We start from the raw sequence: 24,403 nt of genomic DNA on the forward strand, positions 1-24,403 counted from the left end.
AATATCACAGGATGTGCTGACTATCAGTTCTTGCCTTTTTTCGATTTAATATGCACTACAGCGGTTGGATTATTAAAAATCTTACCGTGTTTAAAGCCTTTGCATGTCCCTAAAGCAGCGGTGACCCATGCTAAAATCAAGAAGGCGAACAGAATAATTGACACCCATTGAAAAGCGGGTAAACCAGTATGAAGTGCTAATTGTGTTGTGCCTGTTACACATGTACCCACGGGGAAGGTAAATGCCCACCATGTTAATGCAAACGGCATTTTACGGCGCATAGCGCGTAGGGTTAATAATGCCGCGACACAAAACCACAACATCGCAAAACCCCAAATCGGCACGCCATATAAAATCGACATCACATTCATTGCACTTGCAATAGGTTCATTGACAGTAAACATTGCCGCTGTACCTAAACAACCCGCCGCAGTAATTGATTGACCTAGCGGACCTAATACAATCCATAACGTTGGCACACGTGCACTACCTGATGTACCTGAATGTGCTAAACGACTCCATATCAATGTAATAATAATTACTGATGCCATTAAACTCATACCAAAACACGCATACATGCCATAGAGTAAGGTTTGTTGTGCTGCAGAATGCGCCATATGGGATAAGAACATTGAACCGATAGTTGCTGATACCATAGGAGGAACAACCGGCATTAACCAACCACCAAACGCTGCATCGTCGTGGACTTCATTATGAGTAAACAAACGATATGGGATAATGATGGCAGTAATTATACCGCTGATAGTACCAATCCAAAAGAGTGGCCAAGCAATATTTAGGGCTAGATGTTGTCCGAAAAGGTGAGGGCCTAATAATAACGTACCGCCAGCAACGGTGAGAAATGCCATCGGTGGTGCACCAAAGAATTGGGACATCACTGGATCATTAAATTGGCGCTTAATGATATGAGGTTTAGCAATTGTTTGGTAAGTTTTTACGATAGTCATAACGATCAGCATTGCAAAAGCAATTAACCAGACGACGGTTGCAAATCCTACTAAGTCTTTGCCTATAAAAGGTAAACCTACAGCTGCATTGGCAATAATACCTGTACCCATAACAGATGCAAACCAGTTAGGACCCATTTCTTTTTGTAATTCGATTTGTTGTTTATTTGTTGACATAAATATACTTTTCAATGAGAGAGTTTTTACAAATAGCGTGTAATATTTTTCTTTTTGATAGGGGATATAATACTATATCCTTAATTTTTATATTGTGCGTTTTAAATAATGTATTCACTATAGCGTTATTTTTTATTTTGTAAAATTGAATATTATTAATAACAGTTTAAGTGTTATTTAACATGTTTTTTAGTTATTATTTTTGCATAATTATAATCTCACGGATTGTACTTCATTATATTTTAATATGATTTATGTAACTAACTATTGTAGGATTAATTTTTGGTAATATAAGGTTTAAATAATGATTGAATTAAATAATAAAAATTATAGTGGCGTGATTAATATTAATTCAAAAATAACAGGTTATGGAGAAGTACAAGGCTATTCATGGTGTTTATCATCAACATCTACCACTATTATTGTCGAAATTGCTGAAGATCAGACGATTGACAGTAAGAGTTTACCTCTTGTAGGTTATGGCTGTGGTGGTTGGATTTATGAGCAACCATTAACTAAAAATGAAAATGATATCTTAACCATTATTAATACAGCAGTAGCGTTATTTAGTGAGAATAAAATGACTTATTTTCCAGCTGTAACATGTAGTTGTAGTGATTTATAAAAACGCGTTGGTAATCATAAAAATATGCTATTACAATTAATGAATAATCAATAAAAGTAGTGAATATGATCAGTCTAATTTTATTACAGCAAATGTTAATTTGTTTGTTAGTCGTTATAAAAAGCACTAACAAAATATAATATTCTATTTATAAGAAGAAAATGTGCGGCAATTGAGATTAATTGTTCATTTTATTAAGGTGTATTGAGTCAGTGATTTTAAGAGGATTCTCACAAAATGATTTTTTCAACAACAGAAACTGTCCCGGGGTATGAGATTACCGCTATACTGGGTATAGTTACGGGTAATGTTGTGCAATCAAAGCATATCGGACGTGACATTATGGCTGGTTTAAAAACGATTATTGGCGGTGAGCTGAAAGGATATACCGAGATGTTTAATGAAGCTCGTAGCCAAGCGATGGCACGGTTAGAGGCGGATGCCACAGCGTTAGGTGCTGATGCTGTTATTGGTCTTCGCTTTACGACCAGTGCAATTATGGACGGCTCGTGTGAATTATTAGCATTTGGTACAGCTATTACACTGCAACAACGATAATAATAAAACAACCATCGTAGACTAATTATTTAAGGATGAATAATGACTCGGAGGGATAATGAGTAATTTTAGTCGTAATATAGCGCCTTATATTAAAAGAGAAATGACGCGCTCGTATCGAGCTAAGAAAAGAGGTGATACAGTTGCTGAGTTTCGACATTTAGAAAATGCGCATGTGCTTGGGCAAGAATCCACATATTGGCATGTTAAGGTGCACTTTTTAATGTTGCGGTGGGCATTAAAACAGCGTGATTTTAAAGAAATTACTGGCCAGTTGGTGCGCATTATTGGCGCTGTATGTTTAACGGCCATTGATGGCGTACCAATAGGAAATACTGGTGGCAGCAATGTACATGCACTAAAAGTGATGCCAATATCAGCAGAACATGCTGAGATTATTCTTAAAACAAAGCGTTATAAAACTAACTAATCTTATTATAGTTGGAGCGGTGATAATTATTCATACGCTCCCTATCTATCAATAAAATCAGTTGATTAGGTAAGATATTACTTATTATTCGTTAATAATTACTTGATTGATAACGATAGCCTCACATGGAACATTCTCATGCCCCTGTATCGTTGCTGTTTTTACTTGCGCGATATAATTAACCACATCCATTCCTGCCGTTACATTACCAAAAACGGTATATCCCCAGCCATTATTGGTTGTTGCTGTATAATCAAGGAAATCGTTATCCGCGAGGTTAATAAAAAATTGTGCTGTTGCTGAATGCGGCGCATCGGTGCGTGCCATTGCAATGGTGCCTAGCGTATTTTTAAGGCCACGATTTGCTTCATTAACAATCGAATCACGAGTCGGTTTTTCAGTTAAATCTTCAGTATGGCCACCGCCTTGAATAATGAACTCATTAATAACACGATGAAAAATGGTGTCGTTATAAAAGCCATCACGACAATATTGGATAAAGTTACGTACAGTGACAGGGGCTTTTTGTTTATTAAGGCTGATGTCGATATTGCCGACATTGGTGATGAAAGTAATGGTTGTCATGGTGATGATCATTGTTTGGTGAGGTATGAATTGCAGAAGATGCAGCAAGTTATACCAATGGCATAACTTGCTGTTCAGCGTTATTAAGCGACTTTTTCTTCAAGGGCAAGGTTTGACATGTATTCGTCAAATGTACCGTGGAAGTTAACCACTTTTTTATCGCGAATATCAATAATACGTGTTGCTAGCGATGAGACGAATTCACGGTCATGGCTAACAAAGATTAACGTACCTTCGTACACTTTTAAGGCATTATTTAGCGCTTCAATTGCTTCCATATCCATGTGGTTTGTTGGTTCGTCCATAACCAGAACGTTAATATTTAGCATCATTAGTTTGCCAAATAATAGACGGTTTTTCTCACCACCAGAACAGTTTTTTACTTTCTTGTTAATATCATCAGCAGTAAACAATAAACGACCTAGAATGCTACGTACGGCGAGATCATCATGATCTTTTGTACGCCATTGCGAAATCCAATCAAAGATACCTAAATCATTGTCAAAGTCTGCTGAGCTATCTTGAGGGCAGTAGCCGATTGATGCGTTTTCAGACCACTTAATTACACCATGGTTGTGTTTTAGTTCATTGACTAAACAACGTAGCATGGTTGTTTTACCAACGCCGTTTTCACCGATGATAGCTAATTTAGAGCCCGCATCTAGGATTAAGTCGCCACCTTCAAATAAGGTTTCGCCATCAAAGCCATGAGCCAGTTCTTCTAAAATCAACGCCTGACGGTAAAGTGCTTTACCCGGCTTGAACTGTAATGATGGCTTTAAGCGGCTTGAAGACTTCACTTCATCAAGCTTGATTTTATCCATTTTCTTAGCGCGAGAGCTTGCTTGTTTTGCTTTTGAAGCATTGGCACCAAAACGGTTTACGAAATCTTGTAGCTCATTGATTTCAGCACTTTTCTTCGCATTTTCAGATAATAGTTGCTCTTGAATTAGCGTTGATGCTTCAATGAATTTCTCGTAGTTACCTGGGTAAATACGTAGCTCACCGTAGTCGATATCTGCCATGTGAGTACACACAGAGTTTAGGAAGTGACGGTCGTGAGAAATAATGATCATGGTACATTTACGCTGGTTTAACTCGCCTGCAAGCCAGTTAATAGTGTGAATGTCCAAGTTGTTTGTTGGTTCGTCAAGTAGCAAAATATCAGGGTTTGAGAACAATGCCTGTGCTAATAACACACGCAATTTCCAACCTGGCGCTACTTGTGACATTAAACCGTAATGCAGTTCTTCATCAATACCCGCATCAATAAGTAACTGTCCGGCACGACTTTCTGCCGTATAGCCATCCATTTCAGCAAATTCGCTTTCAAGTTCAGCCACAGCCATGCCGTCTTCTTCTGTCATTTCTGGCAGAGAATAAATACGGTCACGTTCTTGTTTTACTTTCCATAATGCAGCATCACCCATGATAACCGCGTCCACAACCGTGTATTGCTCAAATGCAAACTGGTCTTGGCTTAGGGTACCTAAACGTTGTCCTTGAGAGATAGACACGTTGCCCGCACTTGGTGTAAGCGCACCGCTAAGAATTTTCATAAAGGTTGATTTGCCGCAACCATTAGCACCGATAAGGCCATAGCGGTTACCGTTACCAAATTTAGCTGAAATATTTTCAAATAATGGTTCAGCACCAAATTGCATTGTAATGTTTGCGGTAGATATCAAGAGGTATTCCTAGCAGTTTTATTCGATGATTTTTTGGCAGTAACAGCCAAAAGAAGACGCACGAAAACAGAGATGATGTGTAAGGGGGCGCATTATACAGAAGTTTGTTTGTAAATGTCGAGGGCGAAAATGTAACCAATGTAAGATAACAGCCTTGTAAAAAGAAAGACTAAGGCTGTTATCAAGAGGAAGGGTGATGAATTTAAGTGGATTATTTTGCTAAGCTAGTAGTATCAAACAACAAGAAAGCATCATGTACGCCTTGAATTAACATTTGCATACCGATAACCGTTAAAATCAATCCCATTAGACGCGTGGTAATTGTGATCCCCGCTTCACCGACTTTATCGACCAATTTAGGACCATAAAGAAAGCACACAAGGGTAATTAAACATAAGGTCGCAAAAGCTACAATTGTAATGATCGTATGTAGAAATGAACCTGAAGCTGAGTAATTCATCGCTGTCGCAATAGTACCTGGGCCTGCAAGAATCGGTAATGCCAGTGGCGAAATAGAAATGTCTTTTTCGTCGTTAGTATCATCAGTTTTCGATTCAGAATGCATTTTTGAACTATCACCTTGTAACATATGATAGCCGACTAGAAAGACTAAAATACCGCCGGATAATCGTAGAGCTGGTAGGGTAATACTGAATAATTCAAAGATCCCTTTACCTAAAAGACAGAAGGTGGCGATGATAAAAAAAGCGGCGGTAAGGGCTTTGTAGGCAGTCTTTTTACGTTGCTCTGGCGTTTGACTTCCTGTCATGCCGACAAAAACAGCGGTATTGGCAATGGGATTCATCATGGCAAAGAAACCCATAAATACCGTGACTGTCATTGTAGTAATATCGTGCATAACCATCCTTTTGGTTAAAAATTTGTTATTGATTTTATTACAATAGCATGGATTTTTAGGTTATGAACGTAAATATATATAGGAAGTGAATAATATAAAAGTAATCACTAAAATAGGGGGGATATTTATTTTTATATTACATTTTGAATGAATAGCGATATTCGCCATTGCTACGATGTCCGTGTTTTTAATAGAGGTTTGCGTTACTATGCGCGCAAGAAAACATGGCGATGATAAATATGACCATAGATATAACCAATATAAGCACGGAACCGGATCCAACCATGACTTGCAGTACGTGCCAAGCATGCTGTTGTCGTTTGGAAGTAATGATCATTACAGACACAGGTGTACCTGAAGAATACATTGATATTGATGAGTGGGGCGGTGAAGTGATGCTACGCCTTGACGATGGCTGGTGTGCCGCTGTTGATCGCGATACTTTGCTTTGTACTATTTATGAAAATCGACCGTGGATTTGCCGTGAGTTTGAAATGGGCTCGTATGAGTGCAGTATAGAACGAGCAACAATGCCACCACGAGCACCACAGCAAGATTAAAAGTAAGTCGATCGCTATTTTATATAATCTTTCAAACAATAACCAAGGTATATTCAGCTACCTTGATTATTGTTTGTTATTTATATTTATTGTAGAAACTAACGTTATTCTATTTATTTTGATGTTGTTTATTCGTGCTTATGGCGGCTAATATTTCTATTGTCGCTTGGCAAGGATTGTCGGCATGACTTATTGCTGAAACAATCGCAACCCCATCAGCTCCTGCTGTCATCACTTCAGTTAAATTAGTGTGATTAATGCCACCAATCGCCACAATCGGAAATGGGCATATTGCTGCTGCACGTTGCAGACCTTCCAATCCCCAATGAGTGATCAGATTGGTTTTAGTCGCTGTTGCAAAAATAGCGCTAAGTCCAATGTAATCAATCGGTAGACTGGCGCAGTCGGTGAGTTGTTGCTCAGTTTCAATTGACAGTCCAAGCAGTTTATCTTTACCTAATAGTTGTCGCGCCAGTGCAACAGGCATATCCGTTTGGCCTAAATGTACCCCATCAGCATCCACCGCTAAGGCAACATCTACTCGATCATTAATGATTAAGGGGATATGACGACCTGTTGCCGTATAAGCCTGTTGCAGAATCGCTTTAACGGTTTGAGCGCGCTGAATAAATGCCCGTACATCACCGTGTTTTTCACGAATTTGTACCATTGTCACACCACCCGCAACGGCTTCACGGACAACATGTTCAAGGGTGGTCAGGTTTTGTTGATCATCAGTGACTAAATACAATAAGTAAGGATTGTGATTGCGGGTTATCATGACGCTACTACTGCCATATTTAGTCGCTGCTGAATTTGCTCGGCACTGATTTGATATAAAACATCAATAATATTGAGCTGTAATGATGCAGGACCTGCTGATTGTTCTGCTGCAATTTCACCTGCAATGGCATAGATTGCAGTAGCCGCCAGCCCTGAAGTTTCACCAATAGCCGCAAATGCACCTGTTAATGCGGTTAATGAACAGCCCATACCAGTGACATAAGGCATCATCTGATGACCATTACTAAGGCTGATGGTCTGTGACGCTGTCACTATATAATCAATTTCACCTGAGATAACCACATTGGCATGGTACTGCGCGACTAACGCTTGTGCGGCGGTTAATGCGGTATCACTGCTATCAAGCGCATCAACGCCTTTGGTTTGGCTGGTTTCACCTGCAAGGGCAATGATTTCAGATGCATTACCACGAATGATCAGATTATTGGCATTCGCTGCCAGAGTGCGGGCAGTTTGGGTGCGTAATACACTTGCGCCACAGCCGACAGGATCTAACACTATCGGCTTATTATTGGCATTAGCTTGTTCAACGGCAAATAGCATCCGTTCAATCCATTCATTATCAAGGGTGCCAATATTGATCACTAATGATCCTGCAATGTGCATCATCTCAGCCATTTCTTGACGTGAGTGCGCCATAATAGGTGACGCGCCAATGGCTAATAAAGCGTTAGCAGTATTGTTCATCACTACATAATTGGTGATATTAACCACTAATGGTTTTTGTTCTCTGACCAGCGCCAGTGCCGTGATAATGCTTTCAGTTAATGAAGCTGAAGTCGCTGTGTGTTGTGATGAGTTATGCATTATCGACAGCTCCTGATTTATGGTTAATAGCCCTTGTGTTGCTAGTTCCGGCATTGAGCCCTTGTTGCCAGAAGGCTATTTCCATTTCGGTTGCGACTTTAAAGGTTTGAACCAGTTGCTGACCTCGTTGACTGTGTAGCGAAATTTCTGCAAGGAGGTTATTAAGGTATATCGTCGCGGTGGCAACTCCTTGTTGATACTCTTCACCGCTATATAATGCAATCCAGCTATGGTAGGGATTATTGTCAAACACGGTTTTTGTATCATTAGCTAGTAAGTTGCCAATTTCCGCATAGCCAATCGCACACGGCGCAAGAGCGACATATAAATCAATGATATCCCCCTGCATACCTGCATCTAATACATAACGGGTGTAAGCCACTGTTGCGACATCTTCTGGCTCTTGTTCCATATCTTGTTCGGTTAAATGCCAAGCGCCACAGTAATCAATATGGTGCGCAATTTCATGATCCAATAAAGCGGCCACACTTGGTAGCGCTCGACGCATATCAGCTAAAGTACGAGCTTTGTAAATCGCTAACGCATAAGCGCGTGCATATTGTTTTAAGAATAAAAAATCTTGCTTTAAATAATGCATAAAACAATGGTGAGGCAGTGTACCTTGGCTAAGTTGCATCACAAATGGGTGCTGGGTATAAGTGGTCCATTGGGGTTGGCAAGCATCAATTAAATCTTGGTATGTCATGTGATCTCTCCTTAGAAGCTGCCAATATAATTTTTAGCTTGGGGCAGTTGCGTTATAACGTGGTGTTTAAATAGAAATTGGGCGTAATCATCGTAGCGTTTAAAATCAACAGCCGCAGGACGCAAAGCAAACCGCGTTAAAGTGTCGTTCCATGCATTATGGTTAAGCTTGTTATCTAACGTATCGGGTGCGTATTGAATAAACTGTTTCCACGCAGCATCTGGATGATTGATGATATAGGTGGTTGCTTGTGCGATAGCAGTATTAAAAGCGGTGATCGCTTGGCGGTTATAATGTTTGCTGTTGGCAACAAAGATCAATTCATCATAGCTAGGAATACCGTTCTCTTCAGGGAAAAATGATGTAGTTGGGTAGCCCTCTAACGCTAATTGATTGGTTTCAAAGTTACGTAATCCGCCCCAAATAGCATCAACTTTCCCTGATGCTAATGAAGATGATAGCGCCCAGCCGACATTAACGATATTGACATCGCTTAGTTTCACTCCGTGATCAGCAAGCATGGTGCCAATAGTTGCATCTTCATTACCTGCGACTGAAATACCAATGGTTTTACCTTTCAGTTGTGGTAAATCAGTGATGCCACTTTTCTTTAATACCATCAATGTATTAAGCGGTGTCGCAATCAGAGTGGCGGTTTTAATTAAAGGTAAGCCAGCAGCGACATCAATCGTTAAATTGGGTTGATAAGAAACGGCAAGATCGATTTTATTGGCGGCGACTAATTTCGGTGGTAATGATGGATCGGCAGGTTGCTGAATATCAACCTCGATTCCATGCTGTTTAAAATACCCCCGTTCTTGGGCAATAATAATCGGACCATGATTTGGGTTAACAAACCAATCAAGCATTAGGCTTACTTTGGTGAGCTTTTGGGAAGCGGTTGCAGCTTCTGCACTCACTGATAGGCCAAACAGCAATAACATTGTTGAAGTAATTAACAAAATACGTTTCACAATAGATCCTTTAAATATTAAGTATTAAATGAGTACTGGTTACAATTTTCTATTTAAGCGGGGTTTACGGTTACCACGGGATTAGGCGTTTTAATAATCTGTCCGTGATGAAATACAGCGATATTGATAACAGTGATAAAATAAATAGCGCGGCAAACATTTCATCAATCATCATCCGTGCATTGGCTTGCAACATTAAATAACCTAAGCCTTTGCTCGCGCCCACCCATTCGCCAGCGACTGCGCCAATCGGAGCAATAACCACCGCGACTCGAATGCCAGAAGCTAGTGCCGGTAAAGCAGCAGGAAAGCGAATATATTTAAGTTGTTGCCATTTAGTCGCGCCCATGGTGGCGGATAATTCAAGGTAACCGGTGGGGGTATTGCGTAAGCCGTCATAACAGCATGTGGTGACAGGGAAAAAGATAATTAACGCTGCCATTACTACTTTAGAACCAATGCCATAGCCTAACCACAGCATTAATACCGGAGCGATAGCAAACACAGGGATGGCTTGACTGGCAATCAGTAATGGTAATAACCATCGTTTAACGGGTTTAAACAGCAGCATTTGTAAGGCAAAAAATAGCCCTAATGATAAACCGAGTATCAGCCCTAGAATGATCTCTTGGCTGGTCACCCATGTATTGCTTAACAGAACGTCATAGCGGGAGACTAACCGCTGCGCTACAGCCAATGGCGGCGGTAAAATAAAGCTCGGTAAGTGAAACACCATTACGGTGAGTTGCCATAATCCAAGTAGCACGCTAATACTGACCAGTAATCGTATCGGTGTTGCAAGTTCACGCTGTGGGTGCCGTTGTTGATACGGCGATTTGGTAGCGATTAAACGGGTAATATCAGTCATGATCGTGTGCCAATATGTCAAAAATACGTTGCTGGTGGCTGGCTGATTCAGCATCAAAGCGCCGTGGTGGTAATGATGCGGGTAACGATAGCGCCGTTGCAAAAGCTGGCTCGCCTTGCAAAATATATAGCTGATCACTTAATCGAATTGCTTCTTGAGGATCATGAGTTATCAGCACCACGGTTTTGTGCTTGAGTAATTTCACAAACAGATCTTGGAGGCGATAACGGGTGACTGCATCGAGTGCTGAAAACGGCTCATCCATTAATACAATCGGTTGGTCTTGTAATAGTGTTCTTGCAAGAGCGACTCGTTGGCGCATACCGCCCGATAATTGTTGTGGTAGTAGTTGATGCTTATCCGCTAAACCAACATGTTCTAATAATGTCATAGCCCGTTGTTTTAGATTAGGTGTTGAGTTGTGATGACCAAATTTACTGCTAACACAGACATTGTCTAACACCGTTAACCAAGGCAATAACAGATCTTGTTGTGCCATATAAGCTACTCGCCCTGTTAAAGGCTGATTATCTGAAATAATCAGTTGACCTTGCCATTGTGTACTTTCGGTGAGTAATCCGGCTAAAAATTTGATCAACGTACTTTTACCACAGCCACTTTTACCGACCAGACAAGTCCATTTATTAGCGGCAATGGTTAAATTTAGGTTCTCAATCACCGCGTTATTTGTATTTGAACGGGGGCTTGAGTGATAGCGTAAACTGCCATTAGTAATAGCTATTTCCAGATCAGCGGACATGATGATGACCTGCAAAAAAGTGATTCACAGGGCCGTGACCATGACCAACATTGAGTTCATCGGCGGCGGTTATGGCAGCGGTAATGTAGCGTTTAGCCAAGGTAGTTGCCGTTGTAAGATCATTACCTTGGGCTAAATAAGACGCGATAGCCGCAGATAGGGTACAACCAGTGCCGTGGGTGTTGTTGGTATGAATACGAGGGGTTGTCAGTTCAATAACGTCAGTGGCAAGAATCAGTAAATCAGTGCTAGCACTACTTTGTTCTAAATGCCCACCTTTGAGTAACACTGCATGAGGATTAATCTCCCGCAATGCACTGATCATCGCTTGCATATCAGCCAGTGATTGTGGAATGTCTAAACCCGTTAATGCAGCAGCTTCTGGTAGATTAGGGGTAATAATATCAGCCAGTGGCAGTAATTCTGTTTTGAGGGTAGTAATGGCATGTTGTTGTAATAACACATCACCGCTGGTGGCAACCATCACCGGATCAATAACTAAAAACTTCGGTTGGTAATGACGAATTTTTGCAGCAACCAGCCGAATAATATCACTGTCGGCGAGCATGCCAATCTTAACGGCTTGAATATTTAAATCGCTGAATACGGCGTCCAGCTGTTGCTCAACCATATCAAGAGGAATGGCTAGTATGCCGCTAACGCCTTGCGTATTTTGGGCGGTAATCGCCGTAATAACCGAGCAAGCATAACTACCTGTTGCTGAAATGGCTTTAATATCGGCTTGAATACCCGCGCCGCCGCCACTGTCTGATCCTGCAATCGTCAATACAATAGGGGTAGTTGTGTGATGCGATGATGGGGTGTGTGACATACTTCATTCCTTACGCGCTAGCATCAGGAACAAGTTATCAAGCGGGAAGTGTAAACTGCGGCATGAGAGTGTGCAGTTGACTTAGCTTGCATCTATTAACGTTGATAATCCGTTGATAGTTAGTTCCCTCCGCCAGTGCTAACTGGTTCAGGTTCAACGGGTCCCACCATTACAGTGATCTCAGCTTAACGCCCCCCGACTAATGGCAATTATCCTAATTCAGAATAATTTAATTGTCACTCTATTTTATTAAGAAATAACACGTTACGAATACTACGCGAGATTGTTAATACATAATATATTAAATTGGTGAATGTTTTATTGTTGTGATGGGGTGTGGCTTTTTAATGGTTCAACGACTGTTATTTTTTCAAATGTTCCTCCACTATGCTCCTATGTTCATTCTTTCAGATAACCCATAGACCTAAACAACAGCCGTCACTCCCTACAGTGAATGCCCGCGAGGGCGATAGGGAATCTACTAACCGCGCGTTGAGTTTTTAAAGTAAAGATATGGCTGTCCTATGCTCCTCCATTTTATGATTACGATCGGAATTAATAACTAAAAATGTATCTGATTTATAATGATTTTCATATTATTGTGAGATAAATATGGGCGCATGTTCAAAGAACAAATTCGGCAAGTTGTTAATATAATAAGTTGTTAGCCATTCTCAATAAATTATGGAGAAAATTAGTGAGTTCAGTTTTTAAATATACCGAATACAGACCGGAGTTTTTTGATAATTTTTTCTTAAAAGTATCTCGCTTTGGTGAGTTTAATGACCCATTTGAAATGGTTATGGGCAATTACTTAAGTTCTCTTGATAAAGATGAACATGACCATATGATGTCTTTGTCTACCTCTCTATCAGATCCTGCCTCATACTATGATTATGCATGGGATGCTCAGTGTGGTGTTAGGGCTACTGTCGGTGTGTTGTGCTTTGCATCTATTGAAGACAACCTTTTGATGTGGGCTCATTATGCTAACAATCATGCCGGCATTTGCATTGAGTTCGAAAGAGACGCTGATTTTTTCAATGGTAAATATAAAAATGCTACGACTTTTCTTGGTGAGTACGTAGATGATCATTACCCAAATATTGGTGAACTGCGCGAAGTGAACTATACAATTGAACGCCCAACCTATATTGAGCCGAGTGAATTAGAGCATGATACAGAGTCTTGGTTTGTGAAGTCTCCTGAATGGAAGTATGAGCAAGAGCAAAGACTCCTGCTACCACTTGATCTTGCCGAATATATCCCTGAACTAAATATCCCATTTTTCTCTGTAGAGCCGACAATGATTAAGTCAATTATTCTTGGTTGTCAAATGCCAGTAAGTAAGAAAAAAGAAATCGTAGAACAATGTTCAAAGTTTGGTATTAAAGTTCGTGAAGCGTTTGTGCACTCTCATCAATTTAAATTGGATATAGTGGATTACGATAAATCAAATCAGAGTAAGTACCATAATATGTTCAACTTAAATCGTGTTACGTCATGGTGATAGCGAAAGGCTAACAGATAAGGATATGTGTCGCGCAGCCGACACCTATCCGAAGTGTTGGACAAGCCCGAGCAATCTTATATAAGTAAATATTGCGAATATCATGAAGTGGCAGAAAAATAGGACAGCCATAAAATATCTAAATATATGGCTGTCCTGTTTTTTGTAATTAGTGAAACATTTAAATTAGTCATTTACAGGATGTTTTGTGTGTAATCACAGAAATTTTTTTGATTTAAATTATAGATATATATGTGATTCTAGTCACATGGTGAGGATGTTTTATTAATTAAGATATTGTTACCAATTACGGTGATAAATATTAAGGAAACAATAATATGGCTGTAAAGCATTCTCCTTCAGGTATTGTTCATCAAGGAAATAAAGGTGGTCGAACGGGTTGTGGTTTTGATACAAAAAAAGAAGCCACCCACTGGACTGATTCACATAGTAAAATTACTTGTGACAGAAATGGTTGTAAGAATTAAATAAGCTTAATTTCATGGGCGTATTTAAATATGCCCATTAATATTGTTTCAGTAGCAAAACATAATACGAATAGGTGATATTTGACCTTTAATTATTTCTTTGTGTGTATATTATTTGACATAAACCTATAAAATGGTTTTCCATTCTTTTTTGTTATTACATTGGTTGTATATTCCTCGAAAAATAAACTATAAAATTTACTCTAAGGTAATGTAATGAAAAAGCTATCTATCTGTATTTTTATCTCTTTAATGTTGTCAGGTGTAGCAAATGCCCATTCAGGTGGAACTGACTCTAATGGTTGTCATACAAACCACAAAACTGGCGTATATCACTGCCATTAAATTTGTTTTTCTATCTGCACATATTGAACATGAAAGACAGGGTAGCCATAAAAATATAAAACATATGGCTGTCCTTTCTTTGTAAATAAAGGAAAGTATATGAGTCTTTTTCCACAAACAATTGAAAACTTAGCTCGTATGGGCGCGAATATCGAGATTACAGAAAGCACAACATTGTTCCCTCAAACTTTGGAAAACATCGTGCGAATTTGTGTAGCAGCGGGAGGTCACGTAACGATCAGCTCCCACGGAATTTTTCCGCAAACATTAGAACGTCTCGCTGAGATCGGTGGTAACAATATCACCATTCGTGTCTAAACATAACAGATAAGGATATGTGTCGCGCAGCCGACACCTATCCGAAGTGTTGGACAAGCCCGAGCGGCTTTATATAAGTAAATATTGGGAATGTCATGAAAGGTGATGCTGAAAAGAAGTCGAGCGTTATCCTTGGCGTGAACCAATCAATTTAATTCATTGATTTATAATTAGATCCTCTTTAATTATTATGCGTTAATGCCATTATCCTTATTATTTTACGTTTTTATCTGGATCGAAAAATCCCCGCCAATTGCATGACATGCTGACAGCATGGACAAAAGGGTTGTGCGAAAGATGTGCGAAAGACAGGACAGCCATAAAAGTGTTAATGGTTCAACAACCGCCACTTTTTTAAATGGGCATAGATGGGACACGATTGTTTTAATGCCCGTGAGGGCGATAGGGAATCTACTTGCCGCGCGTTGAGTTTTTAAAATAAAGCTATGGCTGTCCTATGTTCTTTTTTCTGATAATTTATAAGAAGGAAATAAGAATTGCCAAAGAAAGTCTTTTGGTGCTGAAGGATATTTTTTATTTAAAGCATGAGGTAACCATACACCACAATATTGTTTATTTAAAATATCTTGTTTAAAGTAATTATGAACTATTTGTTGTTGTGCTTTTAATGCGGGAATTAATTCAGGTGCTAATGTTACACGACGATTTTTATTTCCTTTTGATAACCAAATCATTATTGACTGATAATCATAGTCAATATCTTTTATTCTAAGATAAAGTAACTCACTAATACGAAGACCACTACCATACATAAGTTGAATTGGTAGTTTATAGTGGGGATCAATAAACTGAAAAAGATAAGCTATTTCTTTCTGTGTTAAAACAACGGGCAATTTTCGTGCATATTTAGCACGTGAAAACCTGAGTTTTTGAGATAATGGCCTTTTAATAATATGTAAATATAAAAAGACAAGTGCATTAAGGGCTGTAGCTTGTGTTTTTGCTGCAACATTTCTTTGATTGGCTAAATAAGACAGAAATTGTTCAACATCATCATTGTCTAATTTATCAGGATGTTTTTTATCATGGAATAAAATATAGTTTTTTATCCAATATAAGTAACTTTCAACAGTACGTTTTGCGTAGTTTTTTTGATACATGTATTCTTTTATGTAAGTTAGAAAGAGAGAAGCCATTGCGCACCTTTTATACTGTTAATACATACAGCAATTAGTATTAGTAAAAAAAGTGGAAACTAAAAGGCAGATGCCCGATTTTGTGACTTCTATCGGGCAGCCAATGTAATAATGTTTTTGATTTATAATGTTTTTTGTATAATGACGAATTAAATACGGGCGCAGGTTCAAAGAACAAATTCGGGCAAGTTGTTAATATAATAAGTTGTTAACAAGCAATAGTAGGGTATATTGATTATGGCTAGAAAAGATAAAAGAATACTTTTGCTCGACTTTTTTCGAGAACAAGAAGATAAAGCGCAAAGCTTTACATATCAAGATGCGGCAATAGCAACAGGTTACAACCCTAAAAGTGTTGGGAAATATATAAGTGAGAAATTAAAAGGTTCCTATATTTTTAAATCTGAACATGGAGGATGGGTATCAGAAGGACTTTCTAAAGTTTCTAATGATGAATTTATTCGCTTAATGTCACAAAGTACTTCTGCGCGTAAATTATCGCCAAATGAGAAAATGTATCAGAAGTTGATAAAAAGAAGTTTAGATGCATTTACATTAGCTTTAGAAATGTATAACCGACCTAGCCTATGTAATAGGGTTGAGGCATTTACTATTATGATGGTAAACGCTTGGGAGTTATTTTTGAAAGCTGAGATTTTGGAAGCTTTAGGTGAGGAGAAAGTATTTTATAAAAATGGGAAAAGTATTTCGATATCTGATTCTTTACCATTGAGGTTGCAAAATAATGATCCTGTAAAATTAAATATAGAGACACTAATACAGCTACGAGATCATGCGACACACCTTCTGATTCCAGAATTACAGCCTCAACTTTCAAGATTATTTCAAGCCAACGTTTTAAATTATCAAGAACGTTATCGAAATCAAATGGGGAATTCTCCTTTAGCTGGCCAGAGTGTTGGCATGTTAAGTTTGGTGTTAGATGGCCCTGATCCTGAAATCGGTATCATAAAAGAATCATATGGTGATATAACAGCTGTAGAGGTTACTAACTTTTTAAAGCAATTTGAAAGTACAAGTAAAGAGATTGGCTCAGATAAATACTCTATCTCAATTGACTATAAATTAGCTTTAACAAAAAATCCAAGTCAGGCCGATTTAACTCTGAGTGTTGGTGATAATGGTCAACAAGCAGTTATTATCACTCAAGCTAAAGATTTAAATACAACGCATCCTTTTACAACAAAGGCTGCTATTGAACAAATGAATAGAGAGCAATCAAAGGTAGTATTAAATCAACACTCTTTTCAAGCTATCTGTTATAAACATAAAATTAAAGCAAATAATAATTCTGAGTATCATAATTATACTGATATTCACAGGTATTCAGCTAAATTCATTAATTGGGTGATTAAAAATATCAAGGAACAAGATTCTTGGTTGCAGCAAGCTTTAATAGCTTATAAAGCTAGGTAGATAATTGCTTGTTAACAGATAAGGATATGTGTCGCGCAGCCGACACCTATCCGAAGTGTTGGACAAGCCCGAGCGGCTTTATATAAGTAAATATTGGGAATGTCATGAAAGGTGATGCTGAAAAGAAGTCGAGCGTTATCCTTGGCGTGAACCAATCAATTTAATTCATTGATTTATAATTAGATCCTCTTTAATTATTACGCGTTAATGCCATTATCCTTATTATTTTACGTTTTTATCTGGGTCGAAAAATCCCCGCCAATTGCATGACATGCTGACAGCATGGACAAAAAAAAAGATAGGACAGCCATAAAAGTGTTAATGGTTCAACGACTGTCATTTTTTAAATAGGGCATAGATGGGACATGATTGTTTTAATGCCGCGAGGGCGATAGGGAGTCTACTTGCCGCGTGTTGAGTTTTTAAAATAAAGGTATGGCTGTCCTATGCTCCTCCATTTTGTGATTACTATCGGGGTTAATAACTAAAAATGTATCTGATTTATAATGATTTTTATATTATTGCGAGATAAATACGGGCACGTGTTCAAAGAACAAATTCGGGCAAGTTGTTAAGCGCTAAGGCTCAAATTTATATTTATAGGTAATTCCCTTATGATACTGACATCTTTAATTGATAATACAAGATTGAATAATCGAACTGACCTAGCGATAGAAAGAGGGTTATCTATTCATGCAAGCACAATGGGAAAAAGTATATTATTTGACGCTGGAAGCAGCGAAGCTTTCTGTGATAATGCTACTTTATTGAATGTTGATATTAACAATGTAGACGCAGCTGTTATTTCACATCGTCATCATGATCATTGTAACGGGGTTACTTACTTTTTAGATCGTAACTTGAAAGCTCCAGTGTATTTTCGTGAATGCGAAGAAACCAATTATTTATTCAAAACATTTGGCTTTAAAAGCAATGTTGGCATAAATAAACAGTTATTGACCAAAGGTGCTAGTCGACTAATCTTTATTAATCAAATGACTGAAATATCTCCTAATATTTTCATCATTACTGATTTAAGTAATAAATATGCTAAACCAAAAGGTAATCAATATCTTTTTACTGAATCTGATGGTTGTTGCAAACCTGATAGCTTCGATCATGAATTATTACTCGTCGTAAAAGAAAATGACGGGCTTATCGTATTTACTGGCTGTGCTCATAGTGGTGTTCTGAATATGATAGATACTGCAATTAGTCACTTCCCAAAGACAAAAATCAAAGCGGTTGTTGGTGGTTTTCACTTGGTCGGATTACCATTATTTAATAGTATTGGTGGAACTAAAAAGCAGATCGAAGAAATTGGTGAATCTATCTTAAATTATCCAATAGATAAGTTGTATACAGGTCACTGCACAGGAATGAAAGCCTATCATATTCTAAAAGGCGTGCTTGGCGATCGCTTAGAATATTTCCCAACCGGTCGTAGTATTACGATCTAACGTTGGAAGCGCAGTTAACAAATAAGAATATGTGTCGCGCAGTCGACACCTATTCGAAGTGTTAGATAAGCCCAAGCCGCTTTATATAAGTAAATATTTCGAATGTCAGAACAAAAACATAGGACACCCATAACTTTCGTAATCCATTACGATCAATTCTGACTGTGCTCCATGAATGGGTTTTAATCAGTTGAGCAAAGTATCGTTTGAGATCATCAGTGGTTAACGTATCAGGTGATTTATCTAAATGGTGAGTAATGCGACGAAGTGCATGACTATAACCATCAATAGTAGCTGGACGTTTACCTTGTAAAGTTAGGTGGGTAACATGTTGTTCATAAAGATAATCTGAACGTTGCTGTTGTTCGTTATTCATCATAAATACTCCATTATAAGGAGTATTTAAGGTAGCTTAATCGCTGTTTGCTTTACTCTGCCGCGTAGCGGTTTCGTTCAACAAAGCAATCAACACGATGCTATTTACATTCGGCATTCGCGATTTAGAGTATAATTGGTTTGGAAAGTCGGTCTTTCGCACGTGTTATTGCGGCGTTAACTGCTTCTTTGTTAATTTAGCTTTCAAATATGGTAATCATTCCCTTTGAGTTGTAAACTAATATTATTTCCGCATAAATGTGCGAGTTAAGCATGAAATACGAATTATTAGTTTTAGCTGCAATGACACGATTAGAATCTCCAAATACTCAAGCTATCGTAGCTGCAACTGGTATTTCTGAACGTAAAGTACAATCCGTAGTTAATTCATTAATTGAAAATTTAGGCTTAAACATTCAAAGAGAGCGCCAGGGCCGAACCTTCCGTTTTTCTATTAATAGCTGGGGTGTTTTTGAATCAGGGAAAGCGATCCAGTCTCAACTTAATGATATTGATTTAGTTATGCCAAGTAATTCAATGCTTTCTTCTTACGAAGAAAAGCATGCCTATTTCGAGCAAGTTAAAATGGATAACTTTAAAGAAAGTATGCGTTTAGAAGGGCATGATGTTGCTAGTAATTTCGATTTATCACTCGACAGAGAGCAACAACGTCAAATTTTGTTAAACAAATACTCAAACGTAAATTCGTTAGAGGCGCTCAATGGCTGATAAATATGGCACAACACAAGATCCTTATACTTACGAAAATAGTACGGTTCTTGTTAATAAGCTAAATATCAACAATGAAGCGGTATTAGAGGCTGCAGAACGTGATTTAACAACGTTAGCTGCAATGTATATAGAATTTCAATTACCTCCTTACGATTTCAGCTATCTGCGTTCAATTCATCATATGTTATTCTCCGATCTATTTGAATGGGCTGGCGAGTTAAGAACGATTGATATTTCAAAGGGAAATACACGTTTCTGTAATGTAGCTAGGATTGAAAAAGAAGCAAATAATCTATTTTTAATGTTAGAAAAAGATAAGTATTTAGTAGATCTACCATACGATGAATTTCTTACTAAGTTAGCTGAGTATTATTGCGATATTAATGTTTTACATCCATTCCGTGAAGGAAATGGTCGTGCCCAACGTTTGTTGTTTGAGCATATTGCAATCAACTGTGGTTACAATATTAATTTTTCAGGCATTACTTCTGAGCAGTGGGTAGCCGCAAATATCCATGGTTATCATTGTAATTATGTGCCAATGAAAGAGCTGTTTTCTGTTTGTGTAATTAAAGCTGAAAAGCGCAGTTAACAAATAAGGATATGTGTCGCGTAGCCGACACCTATTCGAAGTGTTGGACAAGCCCAAGCAGCTTCATATAAGTAAATATTGCGAATGTCATGAAGGGTGGTGCTGAAAAGAAGTCGAGCGTTATCCTTGGCGTGAACCAATCAATTTAATTCATTGATTTATAATTAGATCCTCTTTAATTATTATGCGTTAATGCCATCGAAGAAATATAGGACAGCCATAAAAGTATGTAAACATATGGCTGTCCTGTCTTTGGCTTGATAGAGAAAATGGCGGTCTTAATTAACCACTATCACCATTTATCAATAGTAAGTGTCTTGCCTTGGCGGCTACTTTCCATTGCGAGTGCAATCAGCTTGATATTCCATAACGCGTCTGTTGCGGTTACTGGTGGCGCTGTATTGGTGTTAATCGCTAATGCAAGTTCTTGAAAATATTGTTGATAGCAACCAGACTCAGTTGTAATGGTTTCGCTACCATCTGCATTATAGAAACGACCATATTGCTCAGGTGTTTCGTCTGCCCATTGTGGTTTGTTAGGTAAAACGCCTGCAATTAAACACGCTTCTTGTGGATCTAAGCCGTATTTCTCATAGCTTCCTTGCGTGCCTTTTAGCGTAAAACGTTTGTTTGGGCCAGCACTGAATAAATCACCATGTAAGGTCGCTAAATGATTAGGGTAGTGCAGAACAATATTGAAGTAATCGACATTTGTTGAACCTTCACGCATGATTTCGCATTGTGCGGTAATCGCATCAGGAATACCAAATAGTACCAGTGCTTGATCGATAAGGTGCGAGCCTAAATCAAACAAAAGCCCACCGCCATTGGTGGCTTGTTCACGCCAACGTTGACGAACTTCTGGTCGAAAACGATCGAAATGAGATTCAAAATGCTTTAACTCACCACAACGTTTTTTTTCAATCATCTTTTTAATTGTTAAGAAGTCACCATCCCAACGGCGATTGTGATACACGCTCAAGATTCGGTCTTTCTCTGCGGCAAGGGCAATTAATGCTTCACCATCGGCAATATTGGTTACAAATGGTTTTTCTATGATGACGTGCTTACCGTTTTCAAGTGCTTGTTTAGCAAGTTCAAAATGCACGTCATTAGGGGCTGTGATAATGACAAGCTCAGCATCAGAGTGGTTCAATAAATCTTGCGCAGATTCATAGTGCTGCACATTGGGCCAATCATGATTGACTGCTTCTCGATTACGGGTGCTTACCGCTGTAAATTCAAATTCTGGTGAGGTGGTAATAAAGGGAATATGAAAGGTTTTTGCTGAAAAACCGTAGCCAATAATAGCGGTTTTGATGGAAGAAAAGGTCATAATAGTCACTCTCAGTTGTTGGATAAAAGCTGCTAGTTATTTAACCAACCATAATATCCGTTGTTTTAATTATGTTGACACCTAAAGCCATCATTTTTTCAACAAAAGCTTGTGCTTGTTGTTCAAAGCCAGCAACAGAGCTGGTGGTATCAATAAGGAGGGTTATTTTTTTAATGTCAGCAAGTGGTAGCTTATCGACCATTTGTTCAATGGTACTGGCGACGCAGTGAGATAGAGCTTGTCCTGAGATAAAGACGCGATCACTCTGTACGACTAATGCTGTTAGTTGGGGATCAAACTTGGTCTTTATATCATCGTGCAGTGGGTATTCAGCTTCACAACCACCATAGTGCTCAGTATGTGGGTTTTCACCTTTAGATATAGTGTGATGTAAAAGCGTGGTCTGTTTTTCCCAAGCATCAATAGCTGTCTGAATTGGGGCAACAATGGTATGTCCTACTGAATCGATAACACAGTGTGTTGGCCAAATAATCAGGCTATATTTACCTGTTTGCTCAAGGGATTGAGTATATTCAAGTACGTGATCAAGTAGCTCTAAATTGGTCGGTTGCCATAAGCCATCGACAATATTCTGATGACTAATAAGTGTAAATGGCACAGGATGTTGACCTTGTTTATTCTGCCAATAAATCGCGTGAGCAATATCGTATTCATGGTGGCTATCAAGGGTTACAACGATATTGTTGATTTTATTTTGTTGATTATTAATAAATGTAGCAAGTTGTTGAGCATCTTCCCATGAATGAGGAACAGGAAGAGAAGGAGAGATCGTATTTGGTGGTACACCTAAAGTGAGTTGCTCATATAATGGAACATCATAAAAGTCGTATTGAGGATCAATGATAAGTAATGATGTTATTGTTTGATGCATTGCATACTCCTTTATATTTTGGCTTTGAGGTATTTATATGAATCTAGTGACATTATGGTAAAAAGTTGAATAAATATACGTGGGTGAACGTTAATTGAAAAGAAATAAGATAACGATCTAAAACATCTTCAAGAACTAAAGAATTGGGACAGCCATAAAAGAAACATTGTATGGGACAGCCAAAACATTGCAGGCTTTCGATAAGGCACTACACTTAAGCTTCACGTTGCTTATGGTGAAATAAATGACAGTTTCAAGACGTAAATTGATCGAACCTCAAATTACTCCGTATTATCATATTATTAATCGCTGTGTTCGGCGGGCTTATTTGTGTGGTGATGACCCGTATAGTGGAAAGAATTACCAACATCGACGTGGCTGGATCGTGAATAAAATCAAGCAATTGTCTGAGGTGTTTTGTATTGATGTTTGCGCTTATGCTGTCATGAATAACCACTATCATTTAGTCTTAAAGATCGATATACAGCAACAGCAGGCGCTATTACCTCAAGAGATCATTTCCCGCTGGTTACAGTTATTTAATGGTCATCCTATTGCCGTTGATTTTGTTAATAATGGTGATGTTGGTGCAGATAAGAAACAAGCGTTATCAACATTGGTTGCAGAATGGCAGTCACGATTAGGTAGTATTAGCTGGTTTATGAGGTGTTTAAATGAAGAAATTGCACGTAAAGCTAATAAAGAAGATGATTGTACTGGTGCTTTTTGGGAAGGGCGTTTTAAATCTCAAGCGTTGTTAGATGAACAAGCATTACTCTCTTGCATGATGTATGTTGATTTAAATCCGATTCGAGCTGGGTTAACGACATCGTTGCAGGACTCTGATTTTACTTCAATTCAACAGCGAATAGCAGAGTGCCATCAAACGTCTATAGCAAAAAAATCAACCTTAAATTCATCATCAATTAAGTACTCTAAAATTGGATTATTGCCTTTTGTTGGTGCTGAGCATCAGGTTAAACAGGTAGGAATTCAGTTTGATTTTGCTGATTATTTAGATTTGATTGATTGGACTGGACGCAGTATTCGCGATGATAAAAAAGGTTTTATTCCAGCCACTCAACCTAAATTGTTACACCAAATGGGTGTTAATGCGGCAGCATGGTTAGATAATAGCAATGACTTTATGGAGCTCTATACTAATGTGAGTGGTGAATGGTCGCGAATGTGTTCGTTTCAACAACATTTTGGTGGTCGTTGGTGCAAAGGTAAGGTTGCGAGTCAAAGATTACACCCTCACTAAAAACCTATTTTTGATAAAAGAAGTTTATCACCACAATAATTATTCATTGTGGAATTTGGCGATCTTGCTATACAGGAAACCGTGTATTTTTATTGTCGTGTAGTAGATATTTTCATTTTTAAAGCTTTATCTAATACTCTTATCTTGTGATTACTTGGATTTATAGTGATTTAACTATTTAAAAGATATGGCTGTCCCGTTCTTTTTCTTCTTTTTCTTCTTTTTTTCTTTGTTTGGTATCTTTTTTAGTATTAGATATGAAAGCAGTTACACTTGTTAATAAATAACATAATTAT

At 38.3% G+C, this 24,403-nt stretch carries 27 protein-coding genes, 1 pseudogene and 1 riboswitch; of the genes and pseudogenes, 13 read left to right on the forward strand and 15 right to left on the reverse strand.

Going from position 1 to position 24,403, the window contains the following annotated elements:
- Positions 1-23: 23 nt before the first annotated feature.
- Complete coding sequence (locus Q0V26_RS05020; RefSeq protein ID WP_297478708.1) at positions 24-1,145, reverse strand: TDT family transporter; 1,122 nt, start codon at positions 1,143-1,145, stop codon at positions 24-26.
- Positions 1,146-1,449: 304 nt separating this feature from the next.
- Here Q0V26_RS05020 and Q0V26_RS05025 point away from each other — a divergent pair, with 304 nt between their 5' ends.
- The 3 genes from Q0V26_RS05025 (at position 1,450) to Q0V26_RS05035 (ending at position 2,758) form a co-directional block, all read left to right on the forward strand.
- Complete coding sequence (locus tag Q0V26_RS05025; RefSeq protein ID WP_297478711.1) at positions 1,450-1,770, forward strand: hypothetical protein; 321 nt, start codon at positions 1,450-1,452, stop codon at positions 1,768-1,770.
- A 237-nt stretch (positions 1,771-2,007) separates the two neighbouring features.
- On the forward strand, positions 2,008-2,328 hold the full coding sequence (locus tag Q0V26_RS05030; RefSeq protein WP_297478713.1) for a heavy metal-binding domain-containing protein: 321 nt from the start codon (positions 2,008-2,010) through the stop codon (positions 2,326-2,328).
- 58 nt (positions 2,329-2,386) lie between these two features.
- The gene (locus Q0V26_RS05035) at positions 2,387-2,758 is read left to right on the forward strand and encodes a DUF3703 domain-containing protein (protein WP_297478715.1); all 372 of its coding nucleotides are present in this window, start codon (positions 2,387-2,389) and stop codon (positions 2,756-2,758) included.
- A gap of 84 nt (positions 2,759-2,842) precedes the next feature.
- Here Q0V26_RS05035 and Q0V26_RS05040 read toward each other — a convergent pair whose 3' ends face one another.
- The 3 genes from Q0V26_RS05040 to Q0V26_RS05050 all read right to left on the reverse strand — a co-directional run bounded on the left by Q0V26_RS05040 (position 2,843) and on the right by Q0V26_RS05050 (position 5,890).
- Entirely contained in the window at positions 2,843-3,343 is a 501-nt protein-coding gene (locus Q0V26_RS05040; protein ID WP_297478718.1) for a peptidylprolyl isomerase, read from the reverse strand.
- A gap of 83 nt (positions 3,344-3,426) precedes the next feature.
- Positions 3,427-5,031, reverse strand: a complete 1,605-nt coding sequence (locus tag Q0V26_RS05045) for an ABC-F family ATPase (protein WP_297478720.1) — start codon at positions 5,029-5,031, stop codon at positions 3,427-3,429.
- A gap of 211 nt (positions 5,032-5,242) precedes the next feature.
- The gene (locus Q0V26_RS05050) at positions 5,243-5,890 is read right to left on the reverse strand and encodes a MarC family protein (RefSeq protein WP_297478723.1); all 648 of its coding nucleotides are present in this window, start codon (positions 5,888-5,890) and stop codon (positions 5,243-5,245) included.
- A 239-nt stretch (positions 5,891-6,129) separates the two neighbouring features.
- Between Q0V26_RS05050 and Q0V26_RS05055 the strand changes: the two genes are divergently transcribed.
- On the forward strand, positions 6,130-6,450 hold the full coding sequence (locus Q0V26_RS05055) for a YkgJ family cysteine cluster protein (protein WP_080156117.1): 321 nt from the start codon (positions 6,130-6,132) through the stop codon (positions 6,448-6,450).
- A gap of 109 nt (positions 6,451-6,559) precedes the next feature.
- Here the strand turns inward: Q0V26_RS05055 and thiE are convergent, their stop codons facing one another.
- From thiE to thiD, 7 genes are all read right to left on the reverse strand, one after another.
- Positions 6,560-7,231, reverse strand: coding sequence for a thiamine phosphate synthase (thiE, locus tag Q0V26_RS05060; protein WP_297478727.1), 672 nt, complete (start codon positions 7,229-7,231; stop codon positions 6,560-6,562).
- Complete coding sequence (gene thiM / locus Q0V26_RS05065) at positions 7,228-8,061, reverse strand: hydroxyethylthiazole kinase (protein WP_297478730.1); 834 nt, start codon at positions 8,059-8,061, stop codon at positions 7,228-7,230. The genes thiE and thiM overlap by 4 nt, the downstream gene beginning before the upstream one ends.
- A complete protein-coding gene (gene tenA, locus Q0V26_RS05070) occupies positions 8,054-8,767 on the reverse strand; it encodes a thiaminase II (RefSeq protein WP_297478732.1) in 714 nt (237 codons plus the stop codon). Before tenA ends, thiM begins: the two co-directional genes overlap by 8 nt.
- 11 nt (positions 8,768-8,778) lie before the next feature.
- On the reverse strand, positions 8,779-9,711 hold the full coding sequence (locus tag Q0V26_RS05075) for an ABC transporter substrate-binding protein (RefSeq protein ID WP_297478891.1): 933 nt from the start codon (positions 9,709-9,711) through the stop codon (positions 8,779-8,781).
- Positions 9,712-9,811: 100 nt separating this feature from the next.
- Positions 9,812-10,609 (reverse strand): ABC transporter permease, encoded by a 798-nt coding sequence (locus tag Q0V26_RS05080; RefSeq protein WP_297478735.1) that lies wholly within the window; start codon positions 10,607-10,609, stop codon positions 9,812-9,814.
- Positions 10,602-11,369, reverse strand: coding sequence for an ABC transporter ATP-binding protein (locus tag Q0V26_RS05085; protein ID WP_297478736.1), 768 nt, complete (start codon positions 11,367-11,369; stop codon positions 10,602-10,604). The genes Q0V26_RS05080 and Q0V26_RS05085 overlap by 8 nt, the downstream gene beginning before the upstream one ends.
- A complete protein-coding gene (gene thiD, locus Q0V26_RS05090) occupies positions 11,359-12,201 on the reverse strand; it encodes a bifunctional hydroxymethylpyrimidine kinase/phosphomethylpyrimidine kinase (protein ID WP_297478739.1) in 843 nt (280 codons plus the stop codon). The genes Q0V26_RS05085 and thiD overlap by 11 nt, the downstream gene beginning before the upstream one ends.
- 107 nt (positions 12,202-12,308) lie before the next feature.
- A riboswitch (TPP riboswitch) is annotated at positions 12,309-12,409 on the reverse strand.
- Between the two features lie 489 nt (positions 12,410-12,898).
- On the opposite strand from thiD, the gene Q0V26_RS05095 reads away from it, so the two are divergent.
- The 4 genes from Q0V26_RS05095 (at position 12,899) to Q0V26_RS05110 (ending at position 14,862) form a co-directional block, all read left to right on the forward strand.
- Positions 12,899-13,711: a DUF2971 domain-containing protein gene (locus Q0V26_RS05095; protein ID WP_107249989.1), complete on the forward strand. Its 813-nt coding sequence runs from the start codon at positions 12,899-12,901 to the stop codon at positions 13,709-13,711.
- A 338-nt stretch (positions 13,712-14,049) separates the two neighbouring features.
- Complete coding sequence (locus Q0V26_RS05100) at positions 14,050-14,199, forward strand: hypothetical protein (protein WP_107249990.1); 150 nt, start codon at positions 14,050-14,052, stop codon at positions 14,197-14,199.
- Positions 14,200-14,451: 252 nt separating this feature from the next.
- Positions 14,452-14,544 carry a YHYH domain-containing protein gene (locus Q0V26_RS05105; RefSeq protein WP_279152661.1) on the forward strand — a complete coding sequence of 31 codons (93 nt, stop codon included), beginning with the start codon at positions 14,452-14,454 and terminating at the stop codon, positions 14,542-14,544.
- A gap of 99 nt (positions 14,545-14,643) precedes the next feature.
- A complete protein-coding gene (locus Q0V26_RS05110) occupies positions 14,644-14,862 on the forward strand; it encodes a hypothetical protein (RefSeq protein ID WP_297478746.1) in 219 nt (72 codons plus the stop codon).
- A gap of 455 nt (positions 14,863-15,317) precedes the next feature.
- Here Q0V26_RS05110 and Q0V26_RS05115 read toward each other — a convergent pair whose 3' ends face one another.
- Entirely contained in the window at positions 15,318-16,019 is a 702-nt protein-coding gene (locus tag Q0V26_RS05115; RefSeq protein ID WP_297478748.1) for an integron integrase, read from the reverse strand.
- A 237-nt stretch (positions 16,020-16,256) separates the two neighbouring features.
- Between Q0V26_RS05115 and Q0V26_RS05120 the strand changes: the two genes are divergently transcribed.
- Together Q0V26_RS05120 and Q0V26_RS05125 are read left to right on the forward strand one after the other, a co-directional pair.
- Positions 16,257-17,456 (forward strand): DUF3644 domain-containing protein, encoded by a 1,200-nt coding sequence (locus Q0V26_RS05120; RefSeq protein ID WP_297478750.1) that lies wholly within the window; start codon positions 16,257-16,259, stop codon positions 17,454-17,456.
- 614 nt (positions 17,457-18,070) lie between these two features.
- Positions 18,071-18,916 (forward strand): MBL fold metallo-hydrolase, encoded by an 846-nt coding sequence (locus tag Q0V26_RS05125; protein ID WP_297478752.1) that lies wholly within the window; start codon positions 18,071-18,073, stop codon positions 18,914-18,916.
- 139 nt (positions 18,917-19,055) lie between these two features.
- Here Q0V26_RS05125 and Q0V26_RS05130 read toward each other — a convergent pair.
- Positions 19,056-19,292: pseudogene (locus Q0V26_RS05130) on the reverse strand (phage integrase N-terminal SAM-like domain-containing protein); the annotation flags it as partial.
- 272 nt (positions 19,293-19,564) lie between these two features.
- Here Q0V26_RS05130 and Q0V26_RS05135 point away from each other — a divergent pair.
- Positions 19,565-20,020 (forward strand): YhfG family protein, encoded by a 456-nt coding sequence (locus Q0V26_RS05135; RefSeq protein ID WP_297478754.1) that lies wholly within the window; start codon positions 19,565-19,567, stop codon positions 20,018-20,020.
- Positions 20,013-20,615, forward strand: coding sequence for a putative adenosine monophosphate-protein transferase Fic (locus Q0V26_RS05140; RefSeq protein ID WP_297478757.1), 603 nt, complete (start codon positions 20,013-20,015; stop codon positions 20,613-20,615). The genes Q0V26_RS05135 and Q0V26_RS05140 overlap by 8 nt, the downstream gene beginning before the upstream one ends.
- Before the next feature lie 292 nt (positions 20,616-20,907).
- Here the strand turns inward: Q0V26_RS05140 and Q0V26_RS05145 are convergent, their stop codons facing one another.
- Positions 20,908-21,951, reverse strand: coding sequence for an oxidoreductase (locus Q0V26_RS05145; RefSeq protein WP_297478759.1), 1,044 nt, complete (start codon positions 21,949-21,951; stop codon positions 20,908-20,910).
- A gap of 40 nt (positions 21,952-21,991) precedes the next feature.
- Entirely contained in the window at positions 21,992-22,843 is an 852-nt protein-coding gene (locus Q0V26_RS05150; RefSeq protein ID WP_297478762.1) for a hypothetical protein, read from the reverse strand.
- Between the two features lie 244 nt (positions 22,844-23,087).
- On the opposite strand from Q0V26_RS05150, the gene Q0V26_RS05155 reads away from it, so the two are divergent.
- Entirely contained in the window at positions 23,088-24,107 is a 1,020-nt protein-coding gene (locus Q0V26_RS05155) for a transposase (protein ID WP_297478765.1), read from the forward strand.
- Positions 24,108-24,403: the final 296 nt, after the last annotated feature.

The sequence above is a fragment of the uncultured Photobacterium sp. genome, from assembly GCF_947039875.1.
Classification (GTDB): Bacteria; Pseudomonadota; Gammaproteobacteria; order Enterobacterales; family Vibrionaceae; genus Photobacterium.

Coding starts and splice junctions, on each gene's coding strand:
- Q0V26_RS05105 (WP_279152661.1), top strand. CDS start 14,452: ATGTTGTCAGGTGTAGCAAATGCCCATTCAGGTGGAACTGACTCTAAT.
- Q0V26_RS05080 (WP_297478735.1), bottom strand. CDS start 10,609: ATGACTGATATTACCCGTTTAATCGCTACCAAATCGCCGTATCAACAA.
- Q0V26_RS05140 (WP_297478757.1), top strand. CDS start 20,013: ATGGCTGATAAATATGGCACAACACAAGATCCTTATACTTACGAAAAT.
- thiD (WP_297478739.1), bottom strand. CDS start 12,201: ATGTCACACACCCCATCATCGCATCACACAACTACCCCTATTGTATTG.
- Q0V26_RS05030 (WP_297478713.1), top strand. CDS start 2,008: ATGATTTTTTCAACAACAGAAACTGTCCCGGGGTATGAGATTACCGCT.
- Q0V26_RS05110 (WP_297478746.1), top strand. CDS start 14,644: ATGAGTCTTTTTCCACAAACAATTGAAAACTTAGCTCGTATGGGCGCG.
- thiE (WP_297478727.1), bottom strand. CDS start 7,231: ATGATAACCCGCAATCACAATCCTTACTTATTGTATTTAGTCACTGAT.
- Q0V26_RS05115 (WP_297478748.1), bottom strand. CDS start 16,019: ATGGCTTCTCTCTTTCTAACTTACATAAAAGAATACATGTATCAAAAA.
- Q0V26_RS05055 (WP_080156117.1), top strand. CDS start 6,130: ATGACCATAGATATAACCAATATAAGCACGGAACCGGATCCAACCATG.
- Q0V26_RS05120 (WP_297478750.1), top strand. CDS start 16,257: ATGGCTAGAAAAGATAAAAGAATACTTTTGCTCGACTTTTTTCGAGAA.
- Q0V26_RS05145 (WP_297478759.1), bottom strand. CDS start 21,951: ATGACCTTTTCTTCCATCAAAACCGCTATTATTGGCTACGGTTTTTCA.
- Q0V26_RS05035 (WP_297478715.1), top strand. CDS start 2,387: ATGAGTAATTTTAGTCGTAATATAGCGCCTTATATTAAAAGAGAAATG.
- tenA (WP_297478732.1), bottom strand. CDS start 8,767: ATGACATACCAAGATTTAATTGATGCTTGCCAACCCCAATGGACCACT.
- Q0V26_RS05150 (WP_297478762.1), bottom strand. CDS start 22,843: ATGCATCAAACAATAACATCATTACTTATCATTGATCCTCAATACGAC.
- Q0V26_RS05085 (WP_297478736.1), bottom strand. CDS start 11,369: ATGTCCGCTGATCTGGAAATAGCTATTACTAATGGCAGTTTACGCTAT.
- Q0V26_RS05155 (WP_297478765.1), top strand. CDS start 23,088: ATGACAGTTTCAAGACGTAAATTGATCGAACCTCAAATTACTCCGTAT.
- Q0V26_RS05100 (WP_107249990.1), top strand. CDS start 14,050: ATGGCTGTAAAGCATTCTCCTTCAGGTATTGTTCATCAAGGAAATAAA.
- Q0V26_RS05025 (WP_297478711.1), top strand. CDS start 1,450: ATGATTGAATTAAATAATAAAAATTATAGTGGCGTGATTAATATTAAT.
- Q0V26_RS05075 (WP_297478891.1), bottom strand. CDS start 9,711: ATGTTATTGCTGTTTGGCCTATCAGTGAGTGCAGAAGCTGCAACCGCT.
- Q0V26_RS05040 (WP_297478718.1), bottom strand. CDS start 3,343: ATGACAACCATTACTTTCATCACCAATGTCGGCAATATCGACATCAGC.
- Q0V26_RS05135 (WP_297478754.1), top strand. CDS start 19,565: ATGAAATACGAATTATTAGTTTTAGCTGCAATGACACGATTAGAATCT.
- thiM (WP_297478730.1), bottom strand. CDS start 8,061: ATGCATAACTCATCACAACACACAGCGACTTCAGCTTCATTAACTGAA.
- Q0V26_RS05125 (WP_297478752.1), top strand. CDS start 18,071: ATGATACTGACATCTTTAATTGATAATACAAGATTGAATAATCGAACT.
- Q0V26_RS05050 (WP_297478723.1), bottom strand. CDS start 5,890: ATGCACGATATTACTACAATGACAGTCACGGTATTTATGGGTTTCTTT.
- Q0V26_RS05020 (WP_297478708.1), bottom strand. CDS start 1,145: ATGTCAACAAATAAACAACAAATCGAATTACAAAAAGAAATGGGTCCT.